Genomic DNA, 22,468 nt, shown 5'->3' on the forward strand with positions numbered 1-22,468 from the left:
TTGAGCATATCTACTAGATACCCTAGGGTCCGCGTCGTGCCCGCCGACGCCCCCACCGACGCACCCGACGTACCTGACGCACCCGATGCACCCGATGCACCCGATGCACCCGATGCACCCGATGCACCCGACGCGCCCGCCGGGCTCCCCCGCCACCTGCCGCGCCGCCGCACGGCCGCGGCCGCCGCGGCGCTCACCGCGGGCGTGGCCGCCTTCCAGCTCGCCCTGGCCGCCGGCGCGCCGTGGGGCGCGGCGGCGTGGGGCGGGGCGAACCCCGGGGTGCTGCCCGCGGGCCTGCGCGCGGCCAGCGCCGCCTCGGCCGCGGCGTACGGGCTGCTGGCGGTGACCGCCGGCACCGCCCTCGTGCCCGCCCGCGCGCGCCGCCGCGTGCTGACCGGCGCCGGCGCGCTGATGGTGGTGGGCACGGCGCTGAACCTCGCCTCGCCCTCGCCGGTGGAGCGGGCGCTGTGGACGCCCGTGGCCGCCGCCCTGGCGGTGCTGCTGCTGCGCGCCAGGGGGGCGGCGCCCGCCCGCTGAGCGCGGGCGGGCGCTCCGGCCGGCGGGTCAGCGCCGGGCGGAGGCGCCCTGCCGCTCCAGCGCGTCGACGAGCAGCTCGGCCAGGTGCTTGGGCCGCACCCCGGCGAGGTTGTCGGCCTGGGTGCGGCAGGAGTACCCGTCGGCCACCACGAGCGCGCGCGGGTCCTGCTCGATGCCGCGCAGCGCCGGCAGCAGCCGGTGCTCGGCGACCTTCACGGAGACGTCGTAGTGCCCGTCCTCGGCGCCGAAGTTGCCGGCCAGGCCGCAGCAGCCGGAGAGCACCTGCGCGTCCACGCCCGCCTTGGCCAGCAGCGCGGCGTCGGGGGCGAAACCCATGACGGCGTGCTGGTGGCAGTGCGGCTGCACCACCGCGCGCACGTCGCCGTCCGGGTCCAGGCGCGGGGGCACCCAGTCGGGGCGCTGCTCGGCGATGAGCTCCGAGAGCGTCTTGACCCGCAGCCCCAGCGCACGCGCGCGCGGGTCGTCGGGCAGCAGCTCGGCGGCGTCCTCGCGCAGCAGCGCGGTGCACGACGGCTCCAGCCCCACGATCGGGGCGCCCTCGGGCAGGCCCGGCGCGCACAGCGCGTCCAGGGAGGCGCGCAGCTGCTTCTTGGCGCCGTCGAGCTGGCCGGTGGACACCCACGTCAGCCCGCAGCACACCCGCTCGGTGGTGATCGAGACCTCGAAGCCGAGGTGCTCCAGCAGCGTCACCGCGGCCCGGCCCACCTCCGGGGAGAAGTGCTCGGTGAAGGAGTCCACCCACAGCACCACCGGCTGCCCGCCGGTGCGGGCGGCGCCGGCGCGGGCGCGCTGCCCGAACCAGGCGCGGAACGTCTGCTCGGCGAACCTGGGCAGCGGGCGCTCCTGCGCGATGCCGCCGACGCGCTTGGCCAGCGACGCCAGCGCCGGCACGGCGGTCAGCGCGTTGACGAGCCTGGTCTCGAGGCGGTGCAGCGTGGCCAGCCGCGACCAGCGCGGCAGCCAGCCGAGCAGGTAGTGGTTCGTCGGGCGCAGCCGCCCGGCGTAGTGCTTGTCGAGGAACTCCGCCTTGTACGTGGGCATGTCCACCCCGGCGGGGCAGTCCACGGTGCACCCCTTGCACGACAGGCACAGGTCCAGGACGTCGAGGACCTCCTTGGAGCGCCAGCCGTCGGTGACGAGGGTGCCGTTGGCCATCTCCTGCAGCAGCCGCGAGCGCCCGCGGGTGGAGTCCTTCTCGTCGCCGGTGGCCAGGAAGCTGGGGCACATGACGCCGCCGGAGTCGGCGCGGCACTTGCCCACCCCCACGCAGCGGTGCACCGCGCGGGTCAGGTCGCCGCCGTCGTGGGAGTAGGCGAACGCCAGCGGCCTGCCCAGGGCGTGCGCGGGCCGGGCGGCCGGCACGCGCAGGTCCGCCTCCAGCGGGGCGGGGCGCACGAGCACCCCCGGGTTGAGCAGGTCCGCGGGGTCGAAGGCGCGCTTGACCTCCTCGAACGCGGTCAGGGACTCCGCGTCGTACATCAGCGGCAGCAGCGCCCCGCGGGCGCGGCCGTCGCCGTGCTCGCCGGACAGCGACCCGCCGTGGCGGGCCACCAGCCGCGCGGCGTCCTCCAGGAACCGCTTCGTGCGCTGCGCGCCGTCCTGCTCGTACAGGGGGAAGTCGATGCGCACGTGGATGCAGCCGTCGCCGAAGTGCCCGTAGGCCAGGCCGTCGACGCCGTGCGAGGCCATGAGCGCGTCGAACTCGCGCAGGTAGGCGCCCAGTCGCTCCGGCGGCACGGCGGCGTCCTCCCAGCCGGGCCAGGCGGGCAGGCCCTCGGGCGAGCGCCCGGCCAGCCCGGCGCCGTCCTCGCGGATGCGCCACAGCCGGCGCGCCTCGGCGGCGGTGGGGATGACCACGGAGCCCAGCGCGGCCGAGCCGTCGACCAGGGCGCGCGCGGCGGCCAGGGACTCCTCGGGGCTCTCGCCGCCGACCTCGACGAACAGCCAGCCGTCGCCGGTGGGCAGCCCGTCCACGGAGCCGCCGCGGCGCACCACCGCGTCGGCCAGGCGCCGGTCGATGCCCTCCACGGCCAGCGGGCGGTGCGCCAGCAGGGCGGGGGTGTCGTCGGCGGCCTCGTGCATGGAGGCGTAGCCCAGGACGACGAACGTGGTCGAGGGCGACTGGCGCACCAGGCGCACCCGCGCGCGCAGGATCGTCGCCAGCGTGCCCTCGGAGCCGGTGAGCAGGCGGGCCAGCGCGGTGCCGCGCGGGCCGCCGGTCTCGGGCAGCAGGTGCTCGAGCGCGTAGCCGGAGACCTGCCGGCCGAACGTGGCGAACCGCGTGCGCACGACGGCCAGGTGGCGCGCGGCGACGGCCTCCAGCTCGGCGAGCAGGTCGGCGGGCGGGTCGTCGGTCCAGAACCGGCGGCCGTGCCCGTCGAGGACCTCCAGCGCGACGACGTTGTGGCTGGTGCGCCCGTACGCCAGCGCGTGGGAGCCGCAGGCGTCGTTGCCGATCATGCCGCCGATCGTGCAGCGGGCGTGGGTGGAGGGGTCCGGGCCGAAGCGCAGCCCGTGCGGGGCGGCCTCGCGCTGCAGGTCGTCGAGGACCACGCCCGGCTCGACCAGGGCCGTCATGCCCTCCGGGTCGACCTCCAGCACGCGGTTCAGGTGCCGGGAAAAGTCCAGGACCACCCCGGTGCCCACGGCATTGCCCGCCACCGAGGTGCCGGCGCCGCGGCTGGTGGAGGGCACGCCGAGCTCGCGGCAGACGGCGAGGGCGGCGACGACGTCCTCGGCGCTGCGCGGGAAGACCACCACCTGCGGCACCACGCGGTAGTTCGAGGCGTCCGAGGTGTACTCGGCGCGGCGGCGGGTGGAGGCGTCGACGGCGTCGGCGCCCAGCGCGGCGGTCAGCCGCGCCACGAGGTCGGCGGCGGGCCGCCCGGCCGCGCCGGCCGCGCCGGCCGCGTCGTCCGCCTGCTGCACGGGCTCCACGAGGGTCACCCCTCCAGTGTCGCGTGCGCCGGGACGTGCTCCGCGCGACGGCGGTGTGGCGCGGACGACACTCCCGCACGACGGGCGGTGCCCGGGTCGTCACACCCCGTCGAACGGCAGGGTCCCGCGGGAACTCCCCGCGGGAGCCGGTCGCTCAGCGGGCAGGAGCACGGCACACCGGGGGCAGCGCCCAGCGCGCGGACGGGAGGACGCTCGTCGTGACCGGACCGACGCCACCCGCACGCCCGGCACCCCCCTCCGGGCCCCGGGCGGCCGCCGCCCGGATCCCCGCCGCGCCCGGCCCGCTCCCCGCGCCCGACGGCACCCCTGGGCCGCGCGTGCGGGCCATGGGCGCGGCCGACACCGCCCGCACGGCGCGGCTGCACCAGCGGCACCTGCCCCTGGGGCTCTTCCCGCGCCTGGGCCCGGCGTTCCTGGCGCGCTGGCACCGCACCTTCGTGGAGTGCCCCTCGGGCTGGGCCGGCGTCGTGGAGGACGCCGACGGCCGCGTCGTGGCGTACGCGCTGCTGGCGACCGACCAGGCGGCGTACGTGCGCGAGGTCCTGACCGCGCACCGCCGCCCGCTGCTCCTGCTGGGCGCGCGCGGGCTGCTGCGCCACCCGCGCACGCTGGCGCGCTTCACCCGCACCCGGGCCCGCCGCTACCTGCGCCGCCTCGCCCGGCCCGGTGCCCGGCCCGGTGCCCGGCCCGGCGAGCGCGCGGGCGCCGCCGCGCAGCCGGCCGAGGGGCCCGTGGCCGTCCTGCACGCCCTGGTCACCGAGCCCGGGCACCGCGGGCGCGGGATCGCCACCGCGCTGCTGGCACACTCGGTGGGGGCCGCTGCCGCGGCCGGCGCGGCGACCGTGGCGCTGGTCACGGACGCCGACGGCGACGCGCAGGGCGCCGAGGGCTTCTACCGGCACCTGGGGTGGCGGGTCGTGGACCGCCGCCAGCGCGACGGGCGCACCCTGGTGGAGCTGCGGCGCGACCTGCGCCCGGACGCCGCCCCGGCGACCCGGCAGGCCCCACCCGCCAGACCGACCAGACCGAGCAGACCGACCCCGGACGAGGACCCGCCCCCGTGACGCGAGCAGGACGCGACCGCCGCACCTCCCCCTCCCGCCGCACGCTGCTGACCGGTGCCCTCGGCGGCCTGGGCGCGCTGACGGCCGGCTGCGTCGGGCGCACCCCCGGGGCCCCCGAGGCCCCCGCCGCCACCCCGGCGCCGCCGTCCCCCACCGCACCGCCCGTGCCGCCGGTGCCGCCGGCGCCGGTGCGGCTCTCGCTGCCGGCGCTGCCCGCCTACGCGCCCCACCCCGGTGAGGTGGAGCCCGACTGCAAGGTGGCGGCGGTCGCCTACGTCACCGCCGCCCTGACCACCGGGCCCGCCTCCTTCCCGCCCGGCGCGCCGGCGCCGGACGTGCCGGCCGCGCTGGCCGCGCGCCTGGGCGGCACGGGGCTGGACCCGCGCCCCGGGGCGTCCCTGGCGCCGCTGCTGCCGGTGCGCGGCATCAGCGCGGTGCAGACCGTCTACCCCCAGTACGGCGGGCTCGACGCCGGCCGCCGCACCGCCAGCGTCATGGTCGTGCTGCAGCAGCTCTCGCTCGACCCGGCCGCCCCCGACGTGCTGCGGCGGCGCAGCGTGATCGTCGACGTGCGGTTGCGCCGCCGGGGCGGCTGGGGCGTGGAGCAGGTCCTCGTGCCCGCGGTGGACCACGAGCTCGACGTGCCGGCGCGCCCGCAGGTGCAGCGCGTCTTCGACGACGACCGCGTGTGGCTGCCCGACCCCGCGCGCTTCGACCTGCTGCAGGAGGACGTCGACGTGCGCGTGGCCGAGCTGCTGAGCACCTTCGCCGAGCGCTGGCCGGTGCACGTGCAGGAGGTGCGCTCCGGGCACCCGGTCACCGTCTTCGACAAGGCCCACACGTCCAACCACACGCTGGGGCGGGCGGTGGACGTCTCGGGCCTGGACGGCGTCATGGTGGTCGACCGGGACGCGTGCCCGTGGCGCGAGGCGATGGAGATCGCCGCGGTCGTGGCCGGGGCGAGCGAGGTGGGCGGCCCCGTGGACCTCGGGGACCGGCCGTTCTTCTCCGACGCGGTGCACCAGGACCACGTCCACGTCGGCTGGGACCACCCGCTCCCGGGACCGGGCGGGCCGGGCGCTGGACCGGGCGCGGGGCCGGGCGCCGCCTGAGGGCGCGCCCCCCGGACGCCGTCCGGGCGAACCGCGACGTGTCGGTCCCCCGCGGCGGGGCGAGGGGGTACGGTCCGGACGCAGGAACCTCCCGCTGCCGCGACGACGCGGCTCGACAGACGGAGATCACCGTGGATCCCAGGAGCACGTCCCGCCGCACCCTCCTCGGCGCCCTCGTCACCGCGCCGCTCGCGGCCACCGCCCTGTCCGCCTGCGGGGGCGGCTCGGCCGGCCCCGGCCAGCCCGCCGAGGGCGGGGCGAGCATCTGGTACCTGACCGGCCAGCCGAAGGAGGGCATCCGCGACGCGTACGTGGCGGCCTTCAACGAGGCCTCCGACGACGGCCAGCTGACCGCCACGCCCTTCGAGAACGACGCCTACAAGTCCAAGATCCGCACCGCGATCGGCGCCGGGCAGGCGCCGACGATCATCTACGGCTGGGGCGGCGGCACCATGCGCAGCTACGCCGAGGCCGGGCACATCGAGGACCTGACCGACTGGTTCGCGGAGAACCCCGAGGTCCACGACCGGCTGCTGGACTCCGTCTGGCCGGCGGCCACCGTGGACGGGCGCATCTGGGCGGTGCCGAACGAGACCGTGCAGCCGATCGTCATGTTCTACAACAACCGCCTGTTCGAGCAGGTCGGCGCGCAGCCGCCGGCCACCTGGGACGAGCTGCTGGCGCTGGTGCCGGTGTTCACCCAGGCCGGCATCGCGCCGATCTCGCTGGCGGGGCAGTCGCGGTGGACGACGATGATGTGGCTGGAGTTCCTCTTCGACCGCGTCGGCGGCCCGGAGCTCTTCCAGGCCATCTACGACGCCCAGCCGGACGCCTGGTCCGCGCCGGACTCGCTGAAGGCGCTGACGATGGCGCAGGACCTCGTGCGCGCCGGCGGGTTCGTCGACGGCTTCAACTCCATCGTCGCCGACCAGAACGCCGACCAGGCCCTGCTCTACACCGACCGCGCCGCGATGATGCTGCACGGCACCTGGACGTACGGCTCCATGAAGGTCGACGGCGGCGACTTCGTCAGCGGCGGCCACCTCGGCTACGGCAACTTCCCCACCGTCACCGGCGGCAAGGGCGACCCCAGCAACTCCGTGGGCAACCCCGCGCAGTACTTCTACCTCTCGTCCAGCGCCACCGACGAGGAGAAGGACCTGGCCAAGCGGTTCTTCGCCGAGGGCCTCATGACGAACGAGGTGATCACCGCGTTCATCACCGAGGCCGGCGAGGTGCCCGTGGTCAAGGGGGTGGAGGACCAGCTCACGCAGGCCGAGGACCCCGAGTGGATGGACTTCGTCTACCAGACGGTCAGCGGCGCCTCGTTCTTCGGCCAGTCCTGGGACCAGGCCCTGCTGCCGGTCTCGGCCGAGGAGCTGCTGACGAACATCGAGCGCCTGTTCCAGCTGTCCATCACGCCCGAGGAGTTCGCCGCCAACATGAACGCCGTCCTGGGTCAGTGACGCGCTGACGCGCCGGGGACCCGCGCCCCGCCGCCCCCGTCCGGGGCGGCGGGGCGCGGCGCGTCACAGGGAGTCGCGCAGGCGCCCCAGCACCGGCGTGAAGCCGACCACGCGGCTCTCGGCCACCACGCCGGCCAGCACGAACGGGTCCTGCTCCAGCAGGGAGCGCACCGCCGAGGCGTCGGCGTCCTCGAACAGCAGCACCGCGCCGTCGGCGTCGGTGGGTCCGGAGAGCACCAGGCGCTCGCCCAGGCCGGCCAGCCAGCGCCGGTGCTCGGGGCGCACCTCGTCGCGCCGGGCGGTGTCGGGCGTGTAGGCGTAGGTGGCGACGAAGTACGGCACGGGGGTTCCCTCCTGCGGCGACGGCTCTCGCGGCAGGACGTTACCCCCGCCGCGGCGCGCCACCTCGTGCACCGCCCGGCGCGCGCCCGGCCAGCTCCAGCAGCGCAGCCGCGGCGCCGGGCGCGCCGCCGGGCGGGGGCGGCGGCAGGGGCTCGCCCGTCAGGCACCGCTCCAGCAGCGCCTCCACCAGCGCCGCGCGCCGCACCACCTCGCCGCCGTCCGCCGCGCCCGGCAGCACCCGCACCTCCAGCGTCGGCGGGCCCGGGCGCACGCCCAGGACCTGGGTGAGGTTCACGTCGCGGAACTTCGAGACCCCGGTGCCCGCGGCGGCCGCGCGCAGCGGCTCCCAGCCCGCCCACGGGCGCTCCACGAGCTCCACCAGGGTGTCGGGCAGCGCGCCCAGGCGCCGGCAGGCCGGGTTGGTGCCCAGCAGAAGGCGCAGCCCCGGCACCCAGCCGCTGAAGAGACGCACCACGTTCGCGAACGCCGCGACGTCGCGGAACGGCGCGGCGTCGAGGTGCAGGTGCACCGCGGCCTCGGCGGGCACGGTGAAGCCCAGCTCGCGCGCCGGTCCCAGCAGCGCCTCCAGCGCGCGCACGTGGTCGCGCTGCAGGGGAGGGGTGATCACCTCGCAGGGTCGCTCGCGCTCCCCCGGCAGCGGCGCGGCCATCGCGATGCTGGCCCCGGCGGCGTCGTCGAGGCGCACGACGCCGCCCACGCGCGCGGGGCGGGTGCCGAACAACCGCGCCACCGGCTCCAGCACCGAGTCGATCCCGGCCGCCGGGTCGGCGTGCGCGGCCACCAGGCGCAGCAGGCGCGCGTCGTCGGACAGCACCCGGTACCACCCCGGCCGCGGCGCGGCGGCCGCGTCCAGGTCCGCCGCGATCGTGGTGTCGTCCACCAGCCGGCACCGCACCGCCCCGTCGGGGCCGAGCACCTCGAAGCCCCGGGTCAGGTGCCAGAACCGCGGCACGCCCGGGGCGGCGGAGGCCTCGCTGTCCGTGTGGAACACCGGGCGCACCGCGCCGGCGCACCGGCGGGCCAGCTCGTCGGCCAGGTGCCGACGGCTGGACCCGCGCGGTGCGAGCAGCTCGACCTCCACGCCGGTGCGCCGGCGCAGCACCGGTGCACCGGCCGCGGCGGTCGGGGCGCTCGCGGCGGCGCGAGCGGTCACCGCGCTCAGGGCTGCAGCGGCAGCGGCTGACCGGCCAGCAGCCGCTCCCCGGCCAGGGCCTTGGCCTCCCAGGAGTCCACCCGCCACAGCTCGGCCAGCCGCACGGCGTCGTCGTAGTCGTACCCGGCCGCGAAGAACGCCTCGCGCTGCGGGGCGCGCGGGTCCGGCGGGACCGGCGCCCCCGGCCCGGCACCCAGCTCGGCGCCCGGTTCGGCGACCGGTTCGAACGGCAGGTCCTCACCGGCCAGCAGGTGGGCGCCGGCGGTCGTCTTGGCCTCGTCGGGCTCGACGTTCCACAGCCTGCCCAGCTCCACGGCGTCGTCGTAGTCGTACCCGGCCGCGAAGTAGGCGTCCAGGGCCGCGGCCTCCTGCACCGCCGCCCGCGCCGCCTGCTGCAGCGCCTCCTGCCCGGCCGGCTCCGGGGCGCTCCCGGGCACGGGGTCGACGGCGGGGCCGGCGGCACCGCGGGCCGCCGGCCCGGCGGGGGTCGCCGTCGACGTGCCGCCCGGGCGGGGCCAGCCGCCCTGGACCAGCGCCCCCACCCCCACCGCGCCCACGGCCGCCGCCGCGGCCGGCGCGGTCAGCAGGGCGCGCCGGCGCCTGAGCCGGCGCCGCCCGCCGGCGCGCGCCGCGCCCACCAGCCACGCCGGCGCCTGCACGTCCTGCACGGCGGCCGCCAGCTCGCGCCGCAGCCGCTCCTCGACCTCGTTCACCACCGGCTCATCGCCTCCTCGTCGCTCCCGGCACTGCTGCTCCCAGCACTGCCGCTCCCAGCACTGCCGCTCCCGGCACCCATGAGCTCGCGCAGCTTCGCCAGCCCCTTGGAGGCCTGGCTCTTCACCGTCCCGCGCGAGACGTCCAGCTCGTCCGCGATGCGCTCCTCGGACCAGTCCTCGAAGTAGCGCAGCACGATCACCGCGCGCTGCCGCGGCGGCAGGGCGCGCAGGTGCTCCACCACGTCCGCGCGCACGGCCCGGTCCACCGCCCCGTCGGGGACGGCGTCCCCGTGCCAGTCCTGCAGCGGCACCTCCCGCGGCCGCCTGCCCCGCCGCCGCCACCGGTCGGTGACGGCCCGGCTCATCGCCGTGCGGGTGTAGGCGTGCGGGTCCTCGATGGAGCGCCAGCGCACGTACGCGCGCTCCAGCACGTCCTGCACGAGGTCCTCGGCGGCCGCCCGGTCCCCGGTGAGCAGCAGCGCAGTCCGCAGGAGCCTGCCGCCGCCGGTGGCGACGAACTGCTCGAACGACCCCTCCACGGCCCCCTCCTCACGACGACTGCCCCCCTAGACGCCCCGGGGCGCCGCGGGGTTGCCCGCCCGGCGCACCCGCGCCCCCGCGCCCGGCAGGACGAGGGGGCGCGGGGGCTCGGGGACGGCGGGGGCCTTCAGCCCTTGACCGCCCCGGAGGCCAGCCCGGCGACGTAGAAGCGCTGCAGGGCGACGTACAGGACCACGCAGGGCACCATCGCCACGACGGCCCCGGCGACGAGGTAGCCGAAGTTCACCGCGCCGTAGGCGCCGGACTGCAGGTTCACCAGGGACAGGGGCAGGGTGTACTTGCGGTCGTCGGTGAGGAAGGTCAGCGCGCCGAGGAACTCCGTCCAGGAGGCCAGGAAGGCGTACAGGGCGCTGGTGGCGATGCCCGGCACCAGCAGCGGGCGCAGCACGGAGGTGAGGGTGCGCAGGGTGCCGGCGCCGTCGACGTGCGCGGAGTCCTCCAGCTCGGCCGGGATCGACTCGAAGGCGTTGCGCATGACGAACACCCCGAAGGGCAGGTTGACGGTGGAGTAGAAGAGCACCAGGCCGAGGCGGGAGTCGGTCAGCCCCATGGCGTTCATCTGCAGGTACAGCGGCGTGATGATGGCCTGGAAGGGCACCATCATGGTGACGACCACGAGGCCGAAGAGGGCGTTGCGGCCGCGGAAGCCGAAGCGGCCGAAGCCGTAGCCGGCCAGGGTGGCCAGCAGGGCGGTCAGCAGCGCGGTGGACACCGAGACGACGAGGCTGTTGCCGACGGAGCGCCAGATGTCGGCGTCGCCGCCGAAGAGGGCGCGGAAGTTCTCGGTGGTGAAGGCGGTGACCTGCGACCACGTCGGCTCGGTGGAGACAATGGCGTCGTTGGGCTGGAACGAGCGCAGCACGGACCAGACCAGCGGCACGAGGAAGACCAGCGCGGCGAGGGTGCCGCCGAGCACGTAGAGGGTGAGCTTCAGGCGGCTCTCGGCGCGGGTGCGCTGCGGACCGGCGGGCGGGCGGGCGCGCCGCTGCGGCGCGGTGGCCGGGGCGGTGGCGGCGGTGGTGGGCACGGTGGTGGACACGACGGCTCCCTCACTCCTTCTCGCGCAGCAGGCGGAACTGGGCGGCGGTGACCACGCCGATGACGAGCACGAGGACCACCGACAGCGCGGAGGCCGCCCCCAGCTGCAGCTGCACGAAACCGCGCTGGTAGACGTACATGACGACCGTCTGGGTGTCCGTGCCCGGACCGCCGCGGGTGAGCACGTAGAACTGCGTGAACGCCAGCAGCGAGCCGATGACGGAGATGACCAGGCTCATGGCGATGGTGCGCCGCAGCATCGGCAGGGTGATGCCGCGCTCGCGCTGCCACCAGCTCGCCCCGTCCACCTCCGCGGACTCGTACACCTCCCGCGGGATGCCCTGCATGCCGCCCATGAGCAGCACCATCGTCAGCCCCGAGACCGCCCAGACGATCATCACGCAGATCAGCCCGGTGGCCAGCGGGCCGTCGGCCAGCCAGGCCGTCGTGCCGTCGGTGACGCCCAGCCACCGCAGCACGACGTTGACCGCCCCCGAGCCGGGCTGGGCCTCCAGCACGAGCAGGAAGCTCAGCGTCGTCAGGCCGATGACGTAGGGCAGGAAGAAGACCGTGCGGAACACGGTGGCGCCGCGCCGGTTGGAGCGCACCACCACCGCCAGCAGGTAGCCGACCACGAGGATCGGCAGGGTGACGATCGCGGTGTAGAGGACGGTGTAGCCCACCGACCTCCAGAACACCGGGTCCTGCGCCACCCCGAGGTAGTTCGCCAGGCCGGTGAACTCGTAGGAGCCGATGAGCGGCCAGTCCGTCATGGACATGTAGACGGCGAAGACGAGCGGCACCAGGACGAAGACGACGACGAACGCCAGCGCCGGCAGCACGAGCAGCACGCCGGTGCGGGCCGGGTGGGTGAGCGATCCGCCACCGGAGCCGCGCGGCGCGGGCCGGCGGTTCCGCTGCGGGCGCGGCGCCCGCGGCGCGGCGCGGTCCGCGACGGCGCTCACAGCTGCGCCTGCTCGAGGACGCGGTCGAAGCCGGCCTGGCCGGTGGCCAGGGCGCCGTCGACGTCGCCGTCGAAGACGGCCTGCCGGAACGCGGCGATCCACGGCGAGTCCTGCTGGTTGAACAGCAGGTTGTAGGCGAGGGTCACGGGTGCGTACGCCTCCTCGATCTGTTCCAGGGGTGCCACGGCCAGCGGGAACCTCGACCGGTAATCCTCCGTGGCGGCGTCGGAGCGCACGGGGATGTACCCACCGGCCGGGAGGTTCGTCTGCTGCGGGAGGTCCAGGGCGAAACGGGTGAACTCCCACGCCCCGGAGGCGTTGACCGCCCCGCGCGGGATGCACAGGTTGTCGCCGCCGGCGAAGGTGGCGCGGCCCCCGTCGGGCCCGGGCAGCAGCACCACCCCGGTCTTCGCCTGCACCTCGGGCGGGGCGTTCAGCACCGCCACGGCGAAGTTCGCGGGGAAGAGGGCCACGGTGCCCTCGGTGAAGGCCGCACCCCAGCGCGCCCCGTCGCCGGAGAAGTTCGCCTGCGGCATCAGCCCTTCGGCCCACAACGTGCGGTAGAACTCGAAGGTGCGGCGCACCGCGTCGTTGCCGGCGATGTCGCCGCGCTGCGCGCCGACCTCGCCGACGACGTTCCGCTCGCCCGCGGCCCACACGTGCGGCTGGACGACGAACCCGAGGATGCCGGCGGCGTTGCCGTCGATGGACAGCCCGTGCGAGCCGTCGCCCAGCTCCCCCACCGCCCGGGCGGCCGCGAGCATCCCGTCCAGGTCCGCGGTGGCGGTCTCGACGTCCACCCCGGCGCGCTCGAGCAGCTCGGTGTTGTAGAAGAGCGCCGAGTTGTCCGCGATGTACGGCACGCCGTAGCGGCGGCCGTCGCGGGTGGCCAGCCCGAGCTGGCCGGGGTTGAGCCGGTCGGCGAAGCCGAGCTGCTCGACCAGCGGGGTCAGGTCGGTGAAGGCGTCCCGGTGGATGAACAGCATCGAGTTGATGTCGTCGATGTCGACGACGTCCGGGACGTTCCCGCCGCGGATCGCGGTGGCGAGCTTGGTGACGTACTGCCCGTCCAGGACGGGGGTGACCTCCACGCGCAGGCGGTCCTGCGAGGCGTTGAAGGCGTCGACGGTCTGCCGCACGCCGGTGACCGTGGCCGCCCGGCACCACAGCCGCACCGTGCCGGTGGCACCCTCCCCGAAGCCGGCGGCGGTGACGTCGGCCTCGGGGAGGGTGGAGGCGCAGGAGGGCAGCAGCGCGCTCAGCGCCGCCAGCCCCCCCAGGCCCAGGACGTTCCTGCGGGGAAGCTCCATCGCTCTCCTCCGGGGTGGGTTCTCGTGCCGCGGGGTCAGGCCCGCGGCAGCCACACGCGCATGGGGCCGACCTCGCGGTTGGCCCACGCGTAGTACGGGATCGCGGGGACCGTCACGGTCCCCTCCTCCGCGGCCCGCGGCGCCTCGTCGCCGGCCGGCCGGTACAGCGGCCCCTCCGCCGCGCCGAGCGCGCGGTGCACCGGCAGCCGCAGGACGGACACCCCGCCCAGCAGGTCGGGGCGGTGCTCGGCGCTCGCGCCGCGCAGTTCCGCCACCCGCACCCGCACGTCGTCGGCGAGGAGGCCGACGGGCAGGTCGGGCTGCTCCACGCAGTACACGAGCGGGCCGCGCTCGACGGCGACGGCGCCGCGCACGGCGTCGACCCGCGGGTCGGCCTCGACGACGCGCACGCCCATCGGCAGCACGAGCTCGACGACGTCGCCGGCGCTCCAGCTGCGGCGCACGCGCAGGTACCCGCCCGCGAGCGCCTCGACGGGCTCGCCCGCGGCGGTGGCGGTGGCGCCCTCGGCCCAGCCGGGCACGCGCAGCGCGAGCTCCCACTCCCCCGCGCCGGGCTCGCGCACCTCCACGCGCACGGTGCCGTCCCAGGGGTAGTCCGTGCTCACGGCCAGCTCCACGCCGCCGGCCACGTCGGCGCGCACGGTGCCGGTGGCGAACTGGTGCAGCTGCACGCCGTCGGCGGAGGTGGTCGCCAGGTACGCGTCCAGGCTGGACAGGGTGCGCATGACGTTGGGCGGGCAGCAGGCGCAGTCGAACCACGGGCGGCGCCCGTGCGCGGGGCTGCGCTCCTCGTCGGTGTGGGCGCCGGCGCGCAGCTGCAGCGGGTTGACGTAGAAGTACTCGGTGCCGGCCAGGGAGACGCCGGGCAGGAACGCGTTGTAGAGGGTGCGCTCGACGAGGTCGGCGTAGCGGGCCTCGCCGGTGGCCAGCAGCATCCGCCAGGACCACTGCACGCTGCCGATGGCCGCGCAGCTCTCGGCGTAGGCGCGGTCCGGGCCGAGCTCGTGGTGGTCGCCGAACTGCTCGAAGTCCCAGCGCGAGCCGATGCCGCCGGTGACGTACGTCTTGGAGGCCAGCATGCCCTCCCACTGGCGCACCAGGGCGTCCAGCAGCTGCGCGTCGGCGGTCTCGGCCGCGACGTCGGCGGCGCCCGCGGTGAGGTAGACCGCGCGCACCGCGTGCCCCTCGGGGCTGGTGGCCTCGCGCACCGGGACGCGGTCGGAGAAGTAGGTGGGCTCCTTGCCGTGCCGGGCGATGACGCCGTGCCCGCGCGCGTCGACGAACCAGCTCGCCAGGTCCAGGTAGGCGCGGGTGCCGGTCTCGCGGTACAGCTCCACCAGGCCCGTCTCCACGACCGGGTGCCCGTCGACCTCCTCCAGCCCGCCCGGCCCGAAGGTGGCGACGAGGTGGTCGGCGAGCTTGACGGCCACGTCGAGCAGGCCGGTCTCCCCGGTGCCGCGGCGCACGGCGACCGCGGCCTGGAACAGGTGCCCGGCGCAGTAGTGCTCGTGGCTCCACGGCAGGTCGACGTAGCGCGCGCCGCCCCCGCGCACCTGCTGCACGGAGTCCAGGTAGCCGTCCTCGGCCTGGGCGGCGGCGACGACGGCGGTGACCTCGCGGATCCAGCCGAGCAGCTCCGCGTCGGGTTCGCGCCCGTGCTCCCACCCGGCGGCCTCGAGCCACTTGTAGACGTCGGAGTCCATGAAGATCGGCCCGCGCACCTCGCCGGTGGCGGTGCCGGCGGCGATGCGCAGGTTCTGCAGGTTCCCCGCGCTCTCGAGCTTCTCGTAGCCGGTGCGGATGGCCTGGCGCCGGTTGGCGTCCTGGCGCTCGTGCCAGAACCCCCCGGTGGTGCGCGCCGCGCCGGAGGGCACCGGGCGCAGCACCACCGCGGCCGCGGTGGTGGGGGCGGCCGGGGCCAGGGGGGCGCGGCCGGTGCCGCTGGTCGCCGGGGTGGGGGGCGCGGTGGTGGTCATCAGCTCTCCGTCGAGTCGTCCGCCACGGCCGCCGCCCGCCGGGACGGCGGAAACGGCGGAACACGTTTTCTGCGGGGGACGCTACGACCGCGGACGCCGGGCGTCAAGGACGGTAGAGTTCCCGTTCCACCGACCCGGTCACCGGCGCAGGGCGCGCGCCGGACGAGCCCGAGGAGCCGCCAGGTGACGGAAACGAGCGTTCCGCGGATCGTGGACGTCGCCGCGCTGGCCGGCGTCTCGCCCGGCACGGCCTCCAAGGCCCTCAACGGCACCGGGCAGCTGCGCGAGGCCACGCGCGAGCGAGTGCGCCGCGCCGCCGAGCAGCTCGGCTTCACCCCCGACTCCCTGGGCCGCGGGCTGGCCTCCGGGCGCAGCTACACCGTCGGGCTGGTCACCACCGACAGCTTCGGGCGCTTCTCCATCCCGGTGATGCTCGGCGCGGAGAACACCCTGGGCGCCGGGGAGATGGTCGTGCTGCTGTGCGACAGCCGCGACGACCCGCTGCGCGAGCAGCACCACCTGCGCACGCTGCTGGCCCGGCGCGTCGACGGCATCATCGTCACCGGCCGGCGCACCGACCCGCGCCCGCCGGTGGCCGTGCCCGCGCACGTGCCGGTCGTCTACGCGTTCACGCCCTCGCAGGACCCCGCCGACACCAGCCTCGTGGTCGACCAGGCCCGCGGCGCCGCGCTCGCGGTGCGCCACGTCCTGGACCTGGGCCGCCGGCGCGTGGCCCACGTGACCGGCCCGGAGGACCACCACGCGGCGGTGGTGCGCCGCGACGCCGCGGCGGCCGAGGCCGGCGAGCACCTGGTGGGCGAGCCGCTGCACGGCGAGTGGAGCGAGCGCTGGGGCCGGCTGGCCGCCGACCTGCTGCTGCGCCGCCACCCCGACGTCGACGCGATCACCTGCGGCAGCGACCAGATCGCGCGCGGGGTGTGCGACGGCCTGCGCGACGCCGGCCGGCGCGTGCCCGAGGACGTCGCCGTGGTCGGCTTCGACGACTGGGACGTCATCGCGCTGGCCTCCCGCCCCCCGCTGACCACCGTGGCCCTGGGCCTGGAGGCCCTGGGGCGGCGCGCCGGCGAGCTGCTGCTCGACGCCGTCGCCGGGCGCCCCTCCCCCGGCACCACGACGATGCCCACCCGCCTGGTCGTGCGCGCCTCCACGGTGGGGGCCTGAGCGGTGGGGGCCTGAGCGGTGGGGGCCTGAGCGGCGCGAGCACCCGGCGGCCGGGGACCTCAGCGCGCGGCGCCCGCGGGAGCGGCACCCCCGCGCTCGGCACCGTCCCGCTCGGCGCCGTCCCGCTCGGCGCCGTCCCGCTCGGCGCCGTCCCGCTCGGCGCCGTCCCGCTCGGCACCGTCCCGCTCGGCACCGTCCCGCTCGGCGCCGTCCCGCTCGGCGCCGAAGAGCACCACCCGCCCCTTGCCGGCCGCCTTCGCCGCGTACATCGCGGTGTCGGCCCGGTGCAGCAGCTGCTCGGGGTCCAGCGCGGCGGTGACGTGCACGACCCCCACGCTGACGCCCACGCGCGCCGGTCCCGCCGCCAGCTGCACGGGCACCGACACCGAGCGCACCACCCGCTCGCCGACCTCGACCGCCTGCGCCGCGCTCGCGCCGTGCAGCAGCACGGCGAACTCGTCGCCGCCCAGGCGCGCGCCCACGTCGCCCGGGCGCACCACCGTCTGCAGCTGGCGGGCGACGTGCTGCAGCAGCTCGTCCCCGGCGCCGTGCCCGAGGCCGTCGTTGACGGCCTTGAAGTCGTCCAGGTCCACGAACAGCACCGCCCGCTCGCCGCGCGCCGCGGCCAGCTCCTCCTGGAAGCGGCCGCGGTTGGCCAGGCCGGTCAGCGCGTCGGTGCGCGCCTGGCTGCGCAGCAGCTCGTGGCCCCGGATGTTGGCGGTGGCCAGGCCCACCTGGTTGCCCAGCTGCTGGAAGGAGACGACGACGTCCGGGTCCACCCCGCCCGGCGCGCCCACGAGCACCGAGACGCCCTCGACCTCCGGCAGGTCCATGCAGACCCACCCGCAGGGCCGGCCGGCCGCCGCGTCCAGCTCGGCGGTGCGCTCGACGGGCACGGCCAGCCCCGGGACGATGCCCTCGGGCACCACCTGGGCGGGCAGGACCCCCGGGACGCGCTCGAAGTCCCCAGCGGTGTCCAGGACCGTGGCGGCCCCGTCCCCGGTCAGCACCGCCATCGAGCGCAGCCCGGGCGTGATGGCGCACAGCGCGCGGCTGCCGGCCACCGCCTGCTCGGCGATGCGGGCGTGCTCGGTGGTGCCGAGCAGGTCGGTGCCGATGCGCACCAGCAGCGCGTCGCGCTGGGCGGCGCGCTCGCGCGCGAACAGCCCCAGGGCCAGCACGCGCACCACGACGTACGTCAGCAGCATGACCGGGGCGGTGCCGACGACGGGCGCCAGCTGGGTGGTCGGGGCGTGCCCGGGCACCAGCCCCCACAGCGGCACCGCGGCCAGGACCGCCAGGGCGTACGCGGCCGAGCGCAGCACGCCGCGGCCCGTGGAGCCGTGCACGGCGTGGAACCACAGGGCGCAGAAGGTGATGCTGAAGACCATCGCCGGCGCGGGGCAGCTCAGCGTGAACGCGGTGATCGCCACGCAGTCGACGGCGTCGCCGAGCACGGACTGCCGCCCGGTGCGGTAGGTGCGCACCCAGGAGACCACCAGGGTGGTGGCGGCGACCACGACCAGCGGCAGGGTCACCGCGCCCGCCACGGCCAGCGGGCCGGGCAGCGACATCAGCAGGGCGAGCAGGGCGAAGACGAGGAAGAGCCAGCGGGTGCGCGGCACGAGGCCCTCGGGGCGGCGCAGCGCCCGCGGCAGCCGCCGGAGCACGGACCTCGCCCTCGTCGCCACGTCTCCCCCTCGCGTCCCGGCGCGCCCGCGCGCCTGAGCCCCCGTGCGGCGCCCCAGCGGCCCGCGCGCCGGGTCCGCGGAGCCCGGCACCTGGTGCTTCGGCCGTCCGCCGACCCGGGTCGATGGGCCGATCGGGCGTGGCGCGGGGCACGTCGGCGTGCCCGCCCCAGACGGTAGCGTTCCGCGCACCTGTCCAGCGGCTGCCGCCGGGGACGAGCGGGGAGGGAGCCGGCCGTGGTGACCATGCGCGACGTGGCGACCGAGGCCGGCGTCTCGCCTATGACCGTCTCCAACACCCTCACGGGCCGGCGCCCGGTCAGCGAGGAGACCCGGCGCCGGGTGCTGGAGACGGTCGACCGCCTCGGCTACCGGGTCAACGTCGCCGCCCGCAGCCTGCGCCAGGGCCGCACGGGCGTGGTCGGCATCGCCGTGCCGGGCCTGGACTCGCACTACTTCGGCCAGCTCAGCCACCGGCTGGTGCTCGCCCTGGCCGGGGCCGGGCTGGCCACGGTCGTGGAGGAGACCGGCGCCAGCCGCTCCGGGGAGCTGGCGGTCTTCCGCGACTCGCGCCGCAACGCCTACGACGGGCTCGTCATCGCCGCGCTGCGCCTGTCCGAGCGCGACCTGCGCGCCCTCAGCGGCGACGTGCCGGTGGTCGTGCTCGGCGAGCAGGACCTGCACGGCAGCGTGGACCAGATCTCCATGGCCAACGTCGAGGGCGCCGCCGCGGCCGCGCGCCTGCTGCTCGCGCGCGGCTGCCGGCGGCTGGCGGTCGTGGGCGGCGTGCTGCCGGGCGCGCCGGGGGCCGAGGAGGTGCCCGAGTCGTTCGCGGTGCGCACCGGCGGCTTCCTGCGGGCGGTGCGCCGCTCGCGCGGCGCGGTGACCGCGGCGACGTACCGCGGCGACCTGCAGGACGCCGGCGTGCGCGGCGTGCACGACCTGCTCGCGGCCGGCGAGCCGCCCGAGGGGATCTTCTGCGTCACCGACACCCTGGCGCTGGGCGTGCTGCGCGGCCTGGCCGACCACGGCCTGCGGGTGCCCGAGGACGTGCTGGTGATCGGCTTCGACGACGTGGACGACGCCCGCTTCTCCGTGCCCTCGCTGACCACGGTGGACCCCGGGCACGAGGAGATCGCCCGCGAGACGGTGCGCCTGCTCGTGCGCCGCACCGCCGACCGCGACGCCGCGCCCGAGCGGCTGACCGCGCCGTGGCGCCTGGTGGAGCGCGAGTCCACGGCGCGGCCGGGGACGGCCCCCCGCCGCCCCCGGCGCCGCCCGTGAGCCCGGACGGGCCTCAGCCCGCCCGCCGGACCGCCCGCCGGACCACCCGCCGGTGCCCTCGTGGGCCGGGCCTCACGCCGCGCCGAGCGGCACGGCGCGCCAGTCGCTGCTGAACTCCAGGCCGCTGCGGCGCACCATCTGCGTCACCGGGCAGCGCCGCTCGGTCTCCGAGCTCAGGCGCTCGAACTGCTCGGGGGTCGCGTCGGTCTCGACCTGCACGCTGACGCTGACGCGCTCGAAGTTGGCGTTGCCCTCCGCGCCGCCGGCGATGACCGAGGGGTCCAGGTCGCCCTGGACGCGGAACGTCCAGCGGCCCAGCGCCACGCCGAGGTCGCGGGCCACCAGGCTGCCGGTGACCTGGTTGCAGGAGGTCAGCGCGCCGAGCACGTAGCTCAGCGGGCTGGGCGCCGCGTCCTGCCCGCCGAAGGACGGGTAGGTGTCGGCGTGGAACACGTGCTGGTTCTCCCCGGCCACGGTGAGCTGCTGGGCCACGCCGGTGCCGGCGGCCTCCACCACGAACGGGACGGTCTTCTTCGCTGCCACGCGGTTCCTCCGGGACGCAGGGCGCGCCGTGTCGCACGCCGGGGACGAGCCTAGGCGCGCGCGGCGCGCCGCGCGGCCGGGACGGCCCGGAGCACCCGGACGGCCCGGGCCGCCGGGTCCGTCCGGGCCGCCGGGACCGCTGGGACCGCCGGGCCCGTCAGGGCGCGGGGGTGGGGGTGAGGGTGCGCGCGGCCGGGTCGTGGGCGTGGGCGCCGACCTCCAGGACCACGTCGGCGGCCGCGGGCGGCACCAGCCGGCGGGCGTCCGCGTCCCACGCGCCCAGCGCCCCCAGGTGCACGGCGACGTCCACCTCGGCGCTCGCGCCGGCGGCCACGGCGACGGGCGCGAACCCGAGCACGACCGTCTCGCCCGCCCGCGGCCCGTCGGTGCGCCGGCCGTGGACCTGCACGACGTGCCGGCCGTCGCGCCCACCGGTGTTGCGCACGCGGGCGCGCACCCGCACGTCCCCGCCGGGGCCGGTGGCCACGTCGGCGTCGACCTCGAACGTCGTGTACGACAGGCCGAAGCCGTGCGGGAACGCGGCCGGCACGCCCAGGCGGTCCAGCAGCTTCTGCCCGTGCCAGCGGTCGTAGGTGACGGCGCGGGCGTCCTTGTCGAACGGCGGCAGGTGCTCCTCGCTGGTGGGCAGCGAGTACGGCAGCCGCCCGGAGGGGTCCTGGGCGCCGGTGAGCACGTCGGCCAGGGCGTGACCGCCCTCCATGCCCGCGTACCACGTGAGCAGCACCGCGGGCACGTCGTGGCGCCACGCCTCGGTGACCACCGCGCCGGCGGCCACGACGGCGACCACGGTGCGCGGGTTGGCCGCGGCCACGGCGCGGGCCGTCTCCTCGTCCACGGGGCGCAGCCGCAGCGAGGTGCGGTCGCCGCCGAAGCCGGCCGTCATCACCGCGCCCTGCGGCGCGCCGGCCCCGTCGTCGCCGGGGTGCGGCGGGTACAGGGTCGTCAGCACCGGGTCGCTCATGACGTCGCCGCCGACGTACTCGCCCTCGTCCTGCTCGTCGAAGCCGACCACGACGACGGCGACGTCCGCGGCGCGCGCCGCCTCGGCGGCCGCGGCCGGGTCGTCCTGCTCGACGAGGGTGATCCCGGCGTCGGGGAAGGCGGCGCGCAGGCCCTCCAGGGGGCTGGTGGTGCTCGGCGGGCGCACGTTCGAGGAGCCCAGGTCGCCGGTGTTCGCGGCGGTGGCCAGCCGGCCGACCAGGGCGATGCTGCGCACCGCGGCGGGGTCCAGGGGCAGCACCGGGGTGCCCTCGACGGGCTCGTTCTTCAGCAGCACCATCGCGCGCGCGGCCACCTCGCGCGCCAGCGCGCGGTGCTCGGCGCTGGCCATGACCTGCGGGCCAGGGTCCGGCTCGCTGCGGGTGGCGTACGAGCGCAGCTGCGCGGCCAGCAGGCGCACCCCGGCGCGGCGCACCGAGTCCCACGAGGTGCGCCCCGCCTCCAGGTCGGCGCGCAGGTGCAGCGCGCGCTGCTGCACGAACGGCTCCTCCAGGTCCAGCCCGGCCTCCAGCGAGGCGGCCGCGTCGCGCAGGCCCCAGATGAAGTCGCTGACCGTGATCCCGTCCCAGCCCCACTGCTCGCGCAGCACCTCGGTGAGCAGGTGGCGGTTCTGCCCGGCCCACTCGCCGTTGACGGAGTTGTAGGCGCTCATCACGGCCGCCACGCCCTCGTCGGCCGCGCGCTTGAAGTGCGGCAGGTAGACCTCGTGCAGGGTGGCCTCGTCGATCGTGACGTCCACCTCGAAGCGGGCGTTCTCCATGGAGTTCAGCGCGTAGTGCTTCACGCAGGCCATCGCGTGCCGCTGCACGCCGCGGGTGAGGGCGGCGCCGAACTCGCCGAGGTGGTGCGGGTCGTCGCCGTAGGTCTCCTGCACCCGGCCCCAGGCGGGGTGGCGGGGCAGGTTGACGCACACGCCGCCGAAGAAGTTGCCGCCCTGCGAGCGCAGCTCGCGGCCGATCGCGTCGCCGACGCGCTCCTCCAGCTCGACGTCCCAGGTGGCGCCGCGGGCCATGGAGACGGGGAAGGCGGTGCCGTGGCCGGCGACGCAGCCGCGCGGGCCGTCGACGAAGCGGGTGCCGGGCACGCCCAGGCGCTCCACGGCCCCGTGCGGCAGCGGGCTGGTGTTGTAGCCGCCGTCGAGCATCACGGCGATGCCCTCCCAGAAGGGGGTGTCGCCGTCGAGCAGGCCGAGGCGCTCGTCCTCGGTCATCGCGTCGTGCAGCCGGCCGGCCTGCTCGAAGGGGGGGGGGGGGGGGGGGGCCGCGCCCCCCCCCCCCCCCCCCCCCACCCCCACGACCACCCCCCCCACCACCCCCCCCACACCCACCCCCCCCCCCCGCCCCCCCCGCCGCCCCGCCCCCCCCCCCCCCCCCCCCCCCCCCCCCCCCCCCCCCCAGGGCGGGGTAGACCTGCCCGCAGCTCTCGTGCCAGAAGTGCCCCAGGGTCTGCACGACCTCCGCGCGCAGCCGGTAGCCCGTCATGGGCTCGAT

At 76.9% G+C, this 22,468-nt stretch carries 18 protein-coding genes; 6 read left to right on the forward strand and 12 right to left on the reverse strand.

Annotated elements, in window-relative coordinates:
• The first annotated feature begins 204 nt into the window (after positions 1–204).
• Positions 205–537, forward strand: coding sequence for a hypothetical protein (locus ACRYMN_RS10180; RefSeq protein ID WP_432494595.1), 333 nt, complete (start codon positions 205–207; stop codon positions 535–537).
• A 27-nt stretch (positions 538–564) separates the two neighbouring features.
• Here ACRYMN_RS10180 and ACRYMN_RS10185 read toward each other — a convergent pair whose 3' ends face one another.
• Positions 565–3,495, reverse strand: a complete 2,931-nt coding sequence (locus tag ACRYMN_RS10185) for an FAD-binding and (Fe-S)-binding domain-containing protein (RefSeq protein ID WP_432494631.1) — start codon at positions 3,493–3,495, stop codon at positions 565–567.
• Between the two features lie 347 nt (positions 3,496–3,842).
• On the opposite strand from ACRYMN_RS10185, the gene ACRYMN_RS10190 reads away from it, so the two are divergent.
• The 3 genes from ACRYMN_RS10190 to ACRYMN_RS10200 all read left to right on the forward strand — a co-directional run bounded on the left by ACRYMN_RS10190 (position 3,843) and on the right by ACRYMN_RS10200 (position 7,158).
• A complete protein-coding gene (locus tag ACRYMN_RS10190) occupies positions 3,843–4,580 on the forward strand; it encodes a GNAT family N-acetyltransferase (RefSeq protein WP_432494597.1) in 738 nt (245 codons plus the stop codon).
• Positions 4,577–5,692 (forward strand): hypothetical protein, encoded by a 1,116-nt coding sequence (locus ACRYMN_RS10195; protein ID WP_432494599.1) that lies wholly within the window; start codon positions 4,577–4,579, stop codon positions 5,690–5,692. The genes ACRYMN_RS10190 and ACRYMN_RS10195 overlap by 4 nt, the downstream gene beginning before the upstream one ends.
• Before the next feature lie 131 nt (positions 5,693–5,823).
• Positions 5,824–7,158, forward strand: a complete 1,335-nt coding sequence (locus ACRYMN_RS10200) for an extracellular solute-binding protein (protein ID WP_432494601.1) — start codon at positions 5,824–5,826, stop codon at positions 7,156–7,158.
• A 63-nt stretch (positions 7,159–7,221) separates the two neighbouring features.
• Here the strand turns inward: ACRYMN_RS10200 and ACRYMN_RS10205 are convergent, their stop codons facing one another.
• From ACRYMN_RS10205 to ACRYMN_RS10240, 8 genes are all read right to left on the reverse strand, one after another.
• Positions 7,222–7,500, reverse strand: a complete 279-nt coding sequence (locus ACRYMN_RS10205; protein ID WP_432494603.1) for a YciI family protein — start codon at positions 7,498–7,500, stop codon at positions 7,222–7,224.
• A gap of 40 nt (positions 7,501–7,540) precedes the next feature.
• Positions 7,541–8,674 (reverse strand): amidoligase family protein, encoded by a 1,134-nt coding sequence (locus ACRYMN_RS10210; RefSeq protein ID WP_432494605.1) that lies wholly within the window; start codon positions 8,672–8,674, stop codon positions 7,541–7,543.
• Between the two features lie 5 nt (positions 8,675–8,679).
• The gene (locus ACRYMN_RS10215; RefSeq protein ID WP_432494607.1) at positions 8,680–9,387 is read right to left on the reverse strand and encodes a hypothetical protein; all 708 of its coding nucleotides are present in this window, start codon (positions 9,385–9,387) and stop codon (positions 8,680–8,682) included.
• Positions 9,384–9,929 carry a SigE family RNA polymerase sigma factor gene (locus tag ACRYMN_RS10220; protein WP_432494609.1) on the reverse strand — a complete coding sequence of 182 codons (546 nt, stop codon included), beginning with the start codon at positions 9,927–9,929 and terminating at the stop codon, positions 9,384–9,386. The genes ACRYMN_RS10215 and ACRYMN_RS10220 overlap by 4 nt, the downstream gene beginning before the upstream one ends.
• Positions 9,930–10,057: 128 nt before the next feature.
• Positions 10,058–10,990, reverse strand: coding sequence for a carbohydrate ABC transporter permease (locus ACRYMN_RS10225; protein WP_432494611.1), 933 nt, complete (start codon positions 10,988–10,990; stop codon positions 10,058–10,060).
• Between the two features lie 10 nt (positions 10,991–11,000).
• On the reverse strand, positions 11,001–11,954 hold the full coding sequence (locus tag ACRYMN_RS10230; RefSeq protein ID WP_432494613.1) for a carbohydrate ABC transporter permease: 954 nt from the start codon (positions 11,952–11,954) through the stop codon (positions 11,001–11,003).
• Positions 11,951–13,264 carry an ABC transporter substrate-binding protein gene (locus tag ACRYMN_RS10235; RefSeq protein ID WP_432494615.1) on the reverse strand — a complete coding sequence of 438 codons (1,314 nt, stop codon included), beginning with the start codon at positions 13,262–13,264 and terminating at the stop codon, positions 11,951–11,953. The genes ACRYMN_RS10230 and ACRYMN_RS10235 overlap by 4 nt, the downstream gene beginning before the upstream one ends.
• A gap of 35 nt (positions 13,265–13,299) precedes the next feature.
• Positions 13,300–15,261: a glycoside hydrolase family 127 protein gene (locus ACRYMN_RS10240; protein ID WP_432494617.1), complete on the reverse strand. Its 1,962-nt coding sequence runs from the start codon at positions 15,259–15,261 to the stop codon at positions 13,300–13,302.
• Between the two features lie 183 nt (positions 15,262–15,444).
• Between ACRYMN_RS10240 and ACRYMN_RS10245 the strand changes: the two genes are divergently transcribed.
• The gene (locus ACRYMN_RS10245; RefSeq protein WP_432494619.1) at positions 15,445–16,443 is read left to right on the forward strand and encodes a LacI family DNA-binding transcriptional regulator; all 999 of its coding nucleotides are present in this window, start codon (positions 15,445–15,447) and stop codon (positions 16,441–16,443) included.
• A 59-nt stretch (positions 16,444–16,502) separates the two neighbouring features.
• Here the strand turns inward: ACRYMN_RS10245 and ACRYMN_RS10250 are convergent, their stop codons facing one another.
• Positions 16,503–18,134 carry a diguanylate cyclase domain-containing protein gene (locus ACRYMN_RS10250; RefSeq protein WP_432494621.1) on the reverse strand — a complete coding sequence of 544 codons (1,632 nt, stop codon included), beginning with the start codon at positions 18,132–18,134 and terminating at the stop codon, positions 16,503–16,505.
• Positions 18,135–18,377: 243 nt separating this feature from the next.
• Here ACRYMN_RS10250 and ACRYMN_RS10255 point away from each other — a divergent pair, with 243 nt between their 5' ends.
• Positions 18,378–19,415, forward strand: a complete 1,038-nt coding sequence (locus ACRYMN_RS10255) for a LacI family DNA-binding transcriptional regulator (protein WP_432494633.1) — start codon at positions 18,378–18,380, stop codon at positions 19,413–19,415.
• Positions 19,416–19,487: 72 nt separating this feature from the next.
• Here the strand turns inward: ACRYMN_RS10255 and ACRYMN_RS10260 are convergent, their stop codons facing one another.
• Both ACRYMN_RS10260 and ACRYMN_RS10265 read right to left on the reverse strand, forming a co-directional pair.
• Complete coding sequence (locus ACRYMN_RS10260) at positions 19,488–19,958, reverse strand: OsmC family protein (RefSeq protein ID WP_432494623.1); 471 nt, start codon at positions 19,956–19,958, stop codon at positions 19,488–19,490.
• Positions 19,959–20,115: 157 nt separating this feature from the next.
• The gene (locus ACRYMN_RS10265; RefSeq protein WP_432494625.1) at positions 20,116–22,188 is read right to left on the reverse strand and encodes a glycoside hydrolase family 3 protein; all 2,073 of its coding nucleotides are present in this window, start codon (positions 22,186–22,188) and stop codon (positions 20,116–20,118) included.
• Between the last annotated feature and the right edge of the window lie 280 nt (positions 22,189–22,468).

This window comes from Kineococcus gypseus, assembly GCF_050871305.1.
Lineage (GTDB): Bacteria > Actinomycetota > Actinomycetes > Actinomycetales > Kineococcaceae > Kineococcus > Kineococcus gypseus.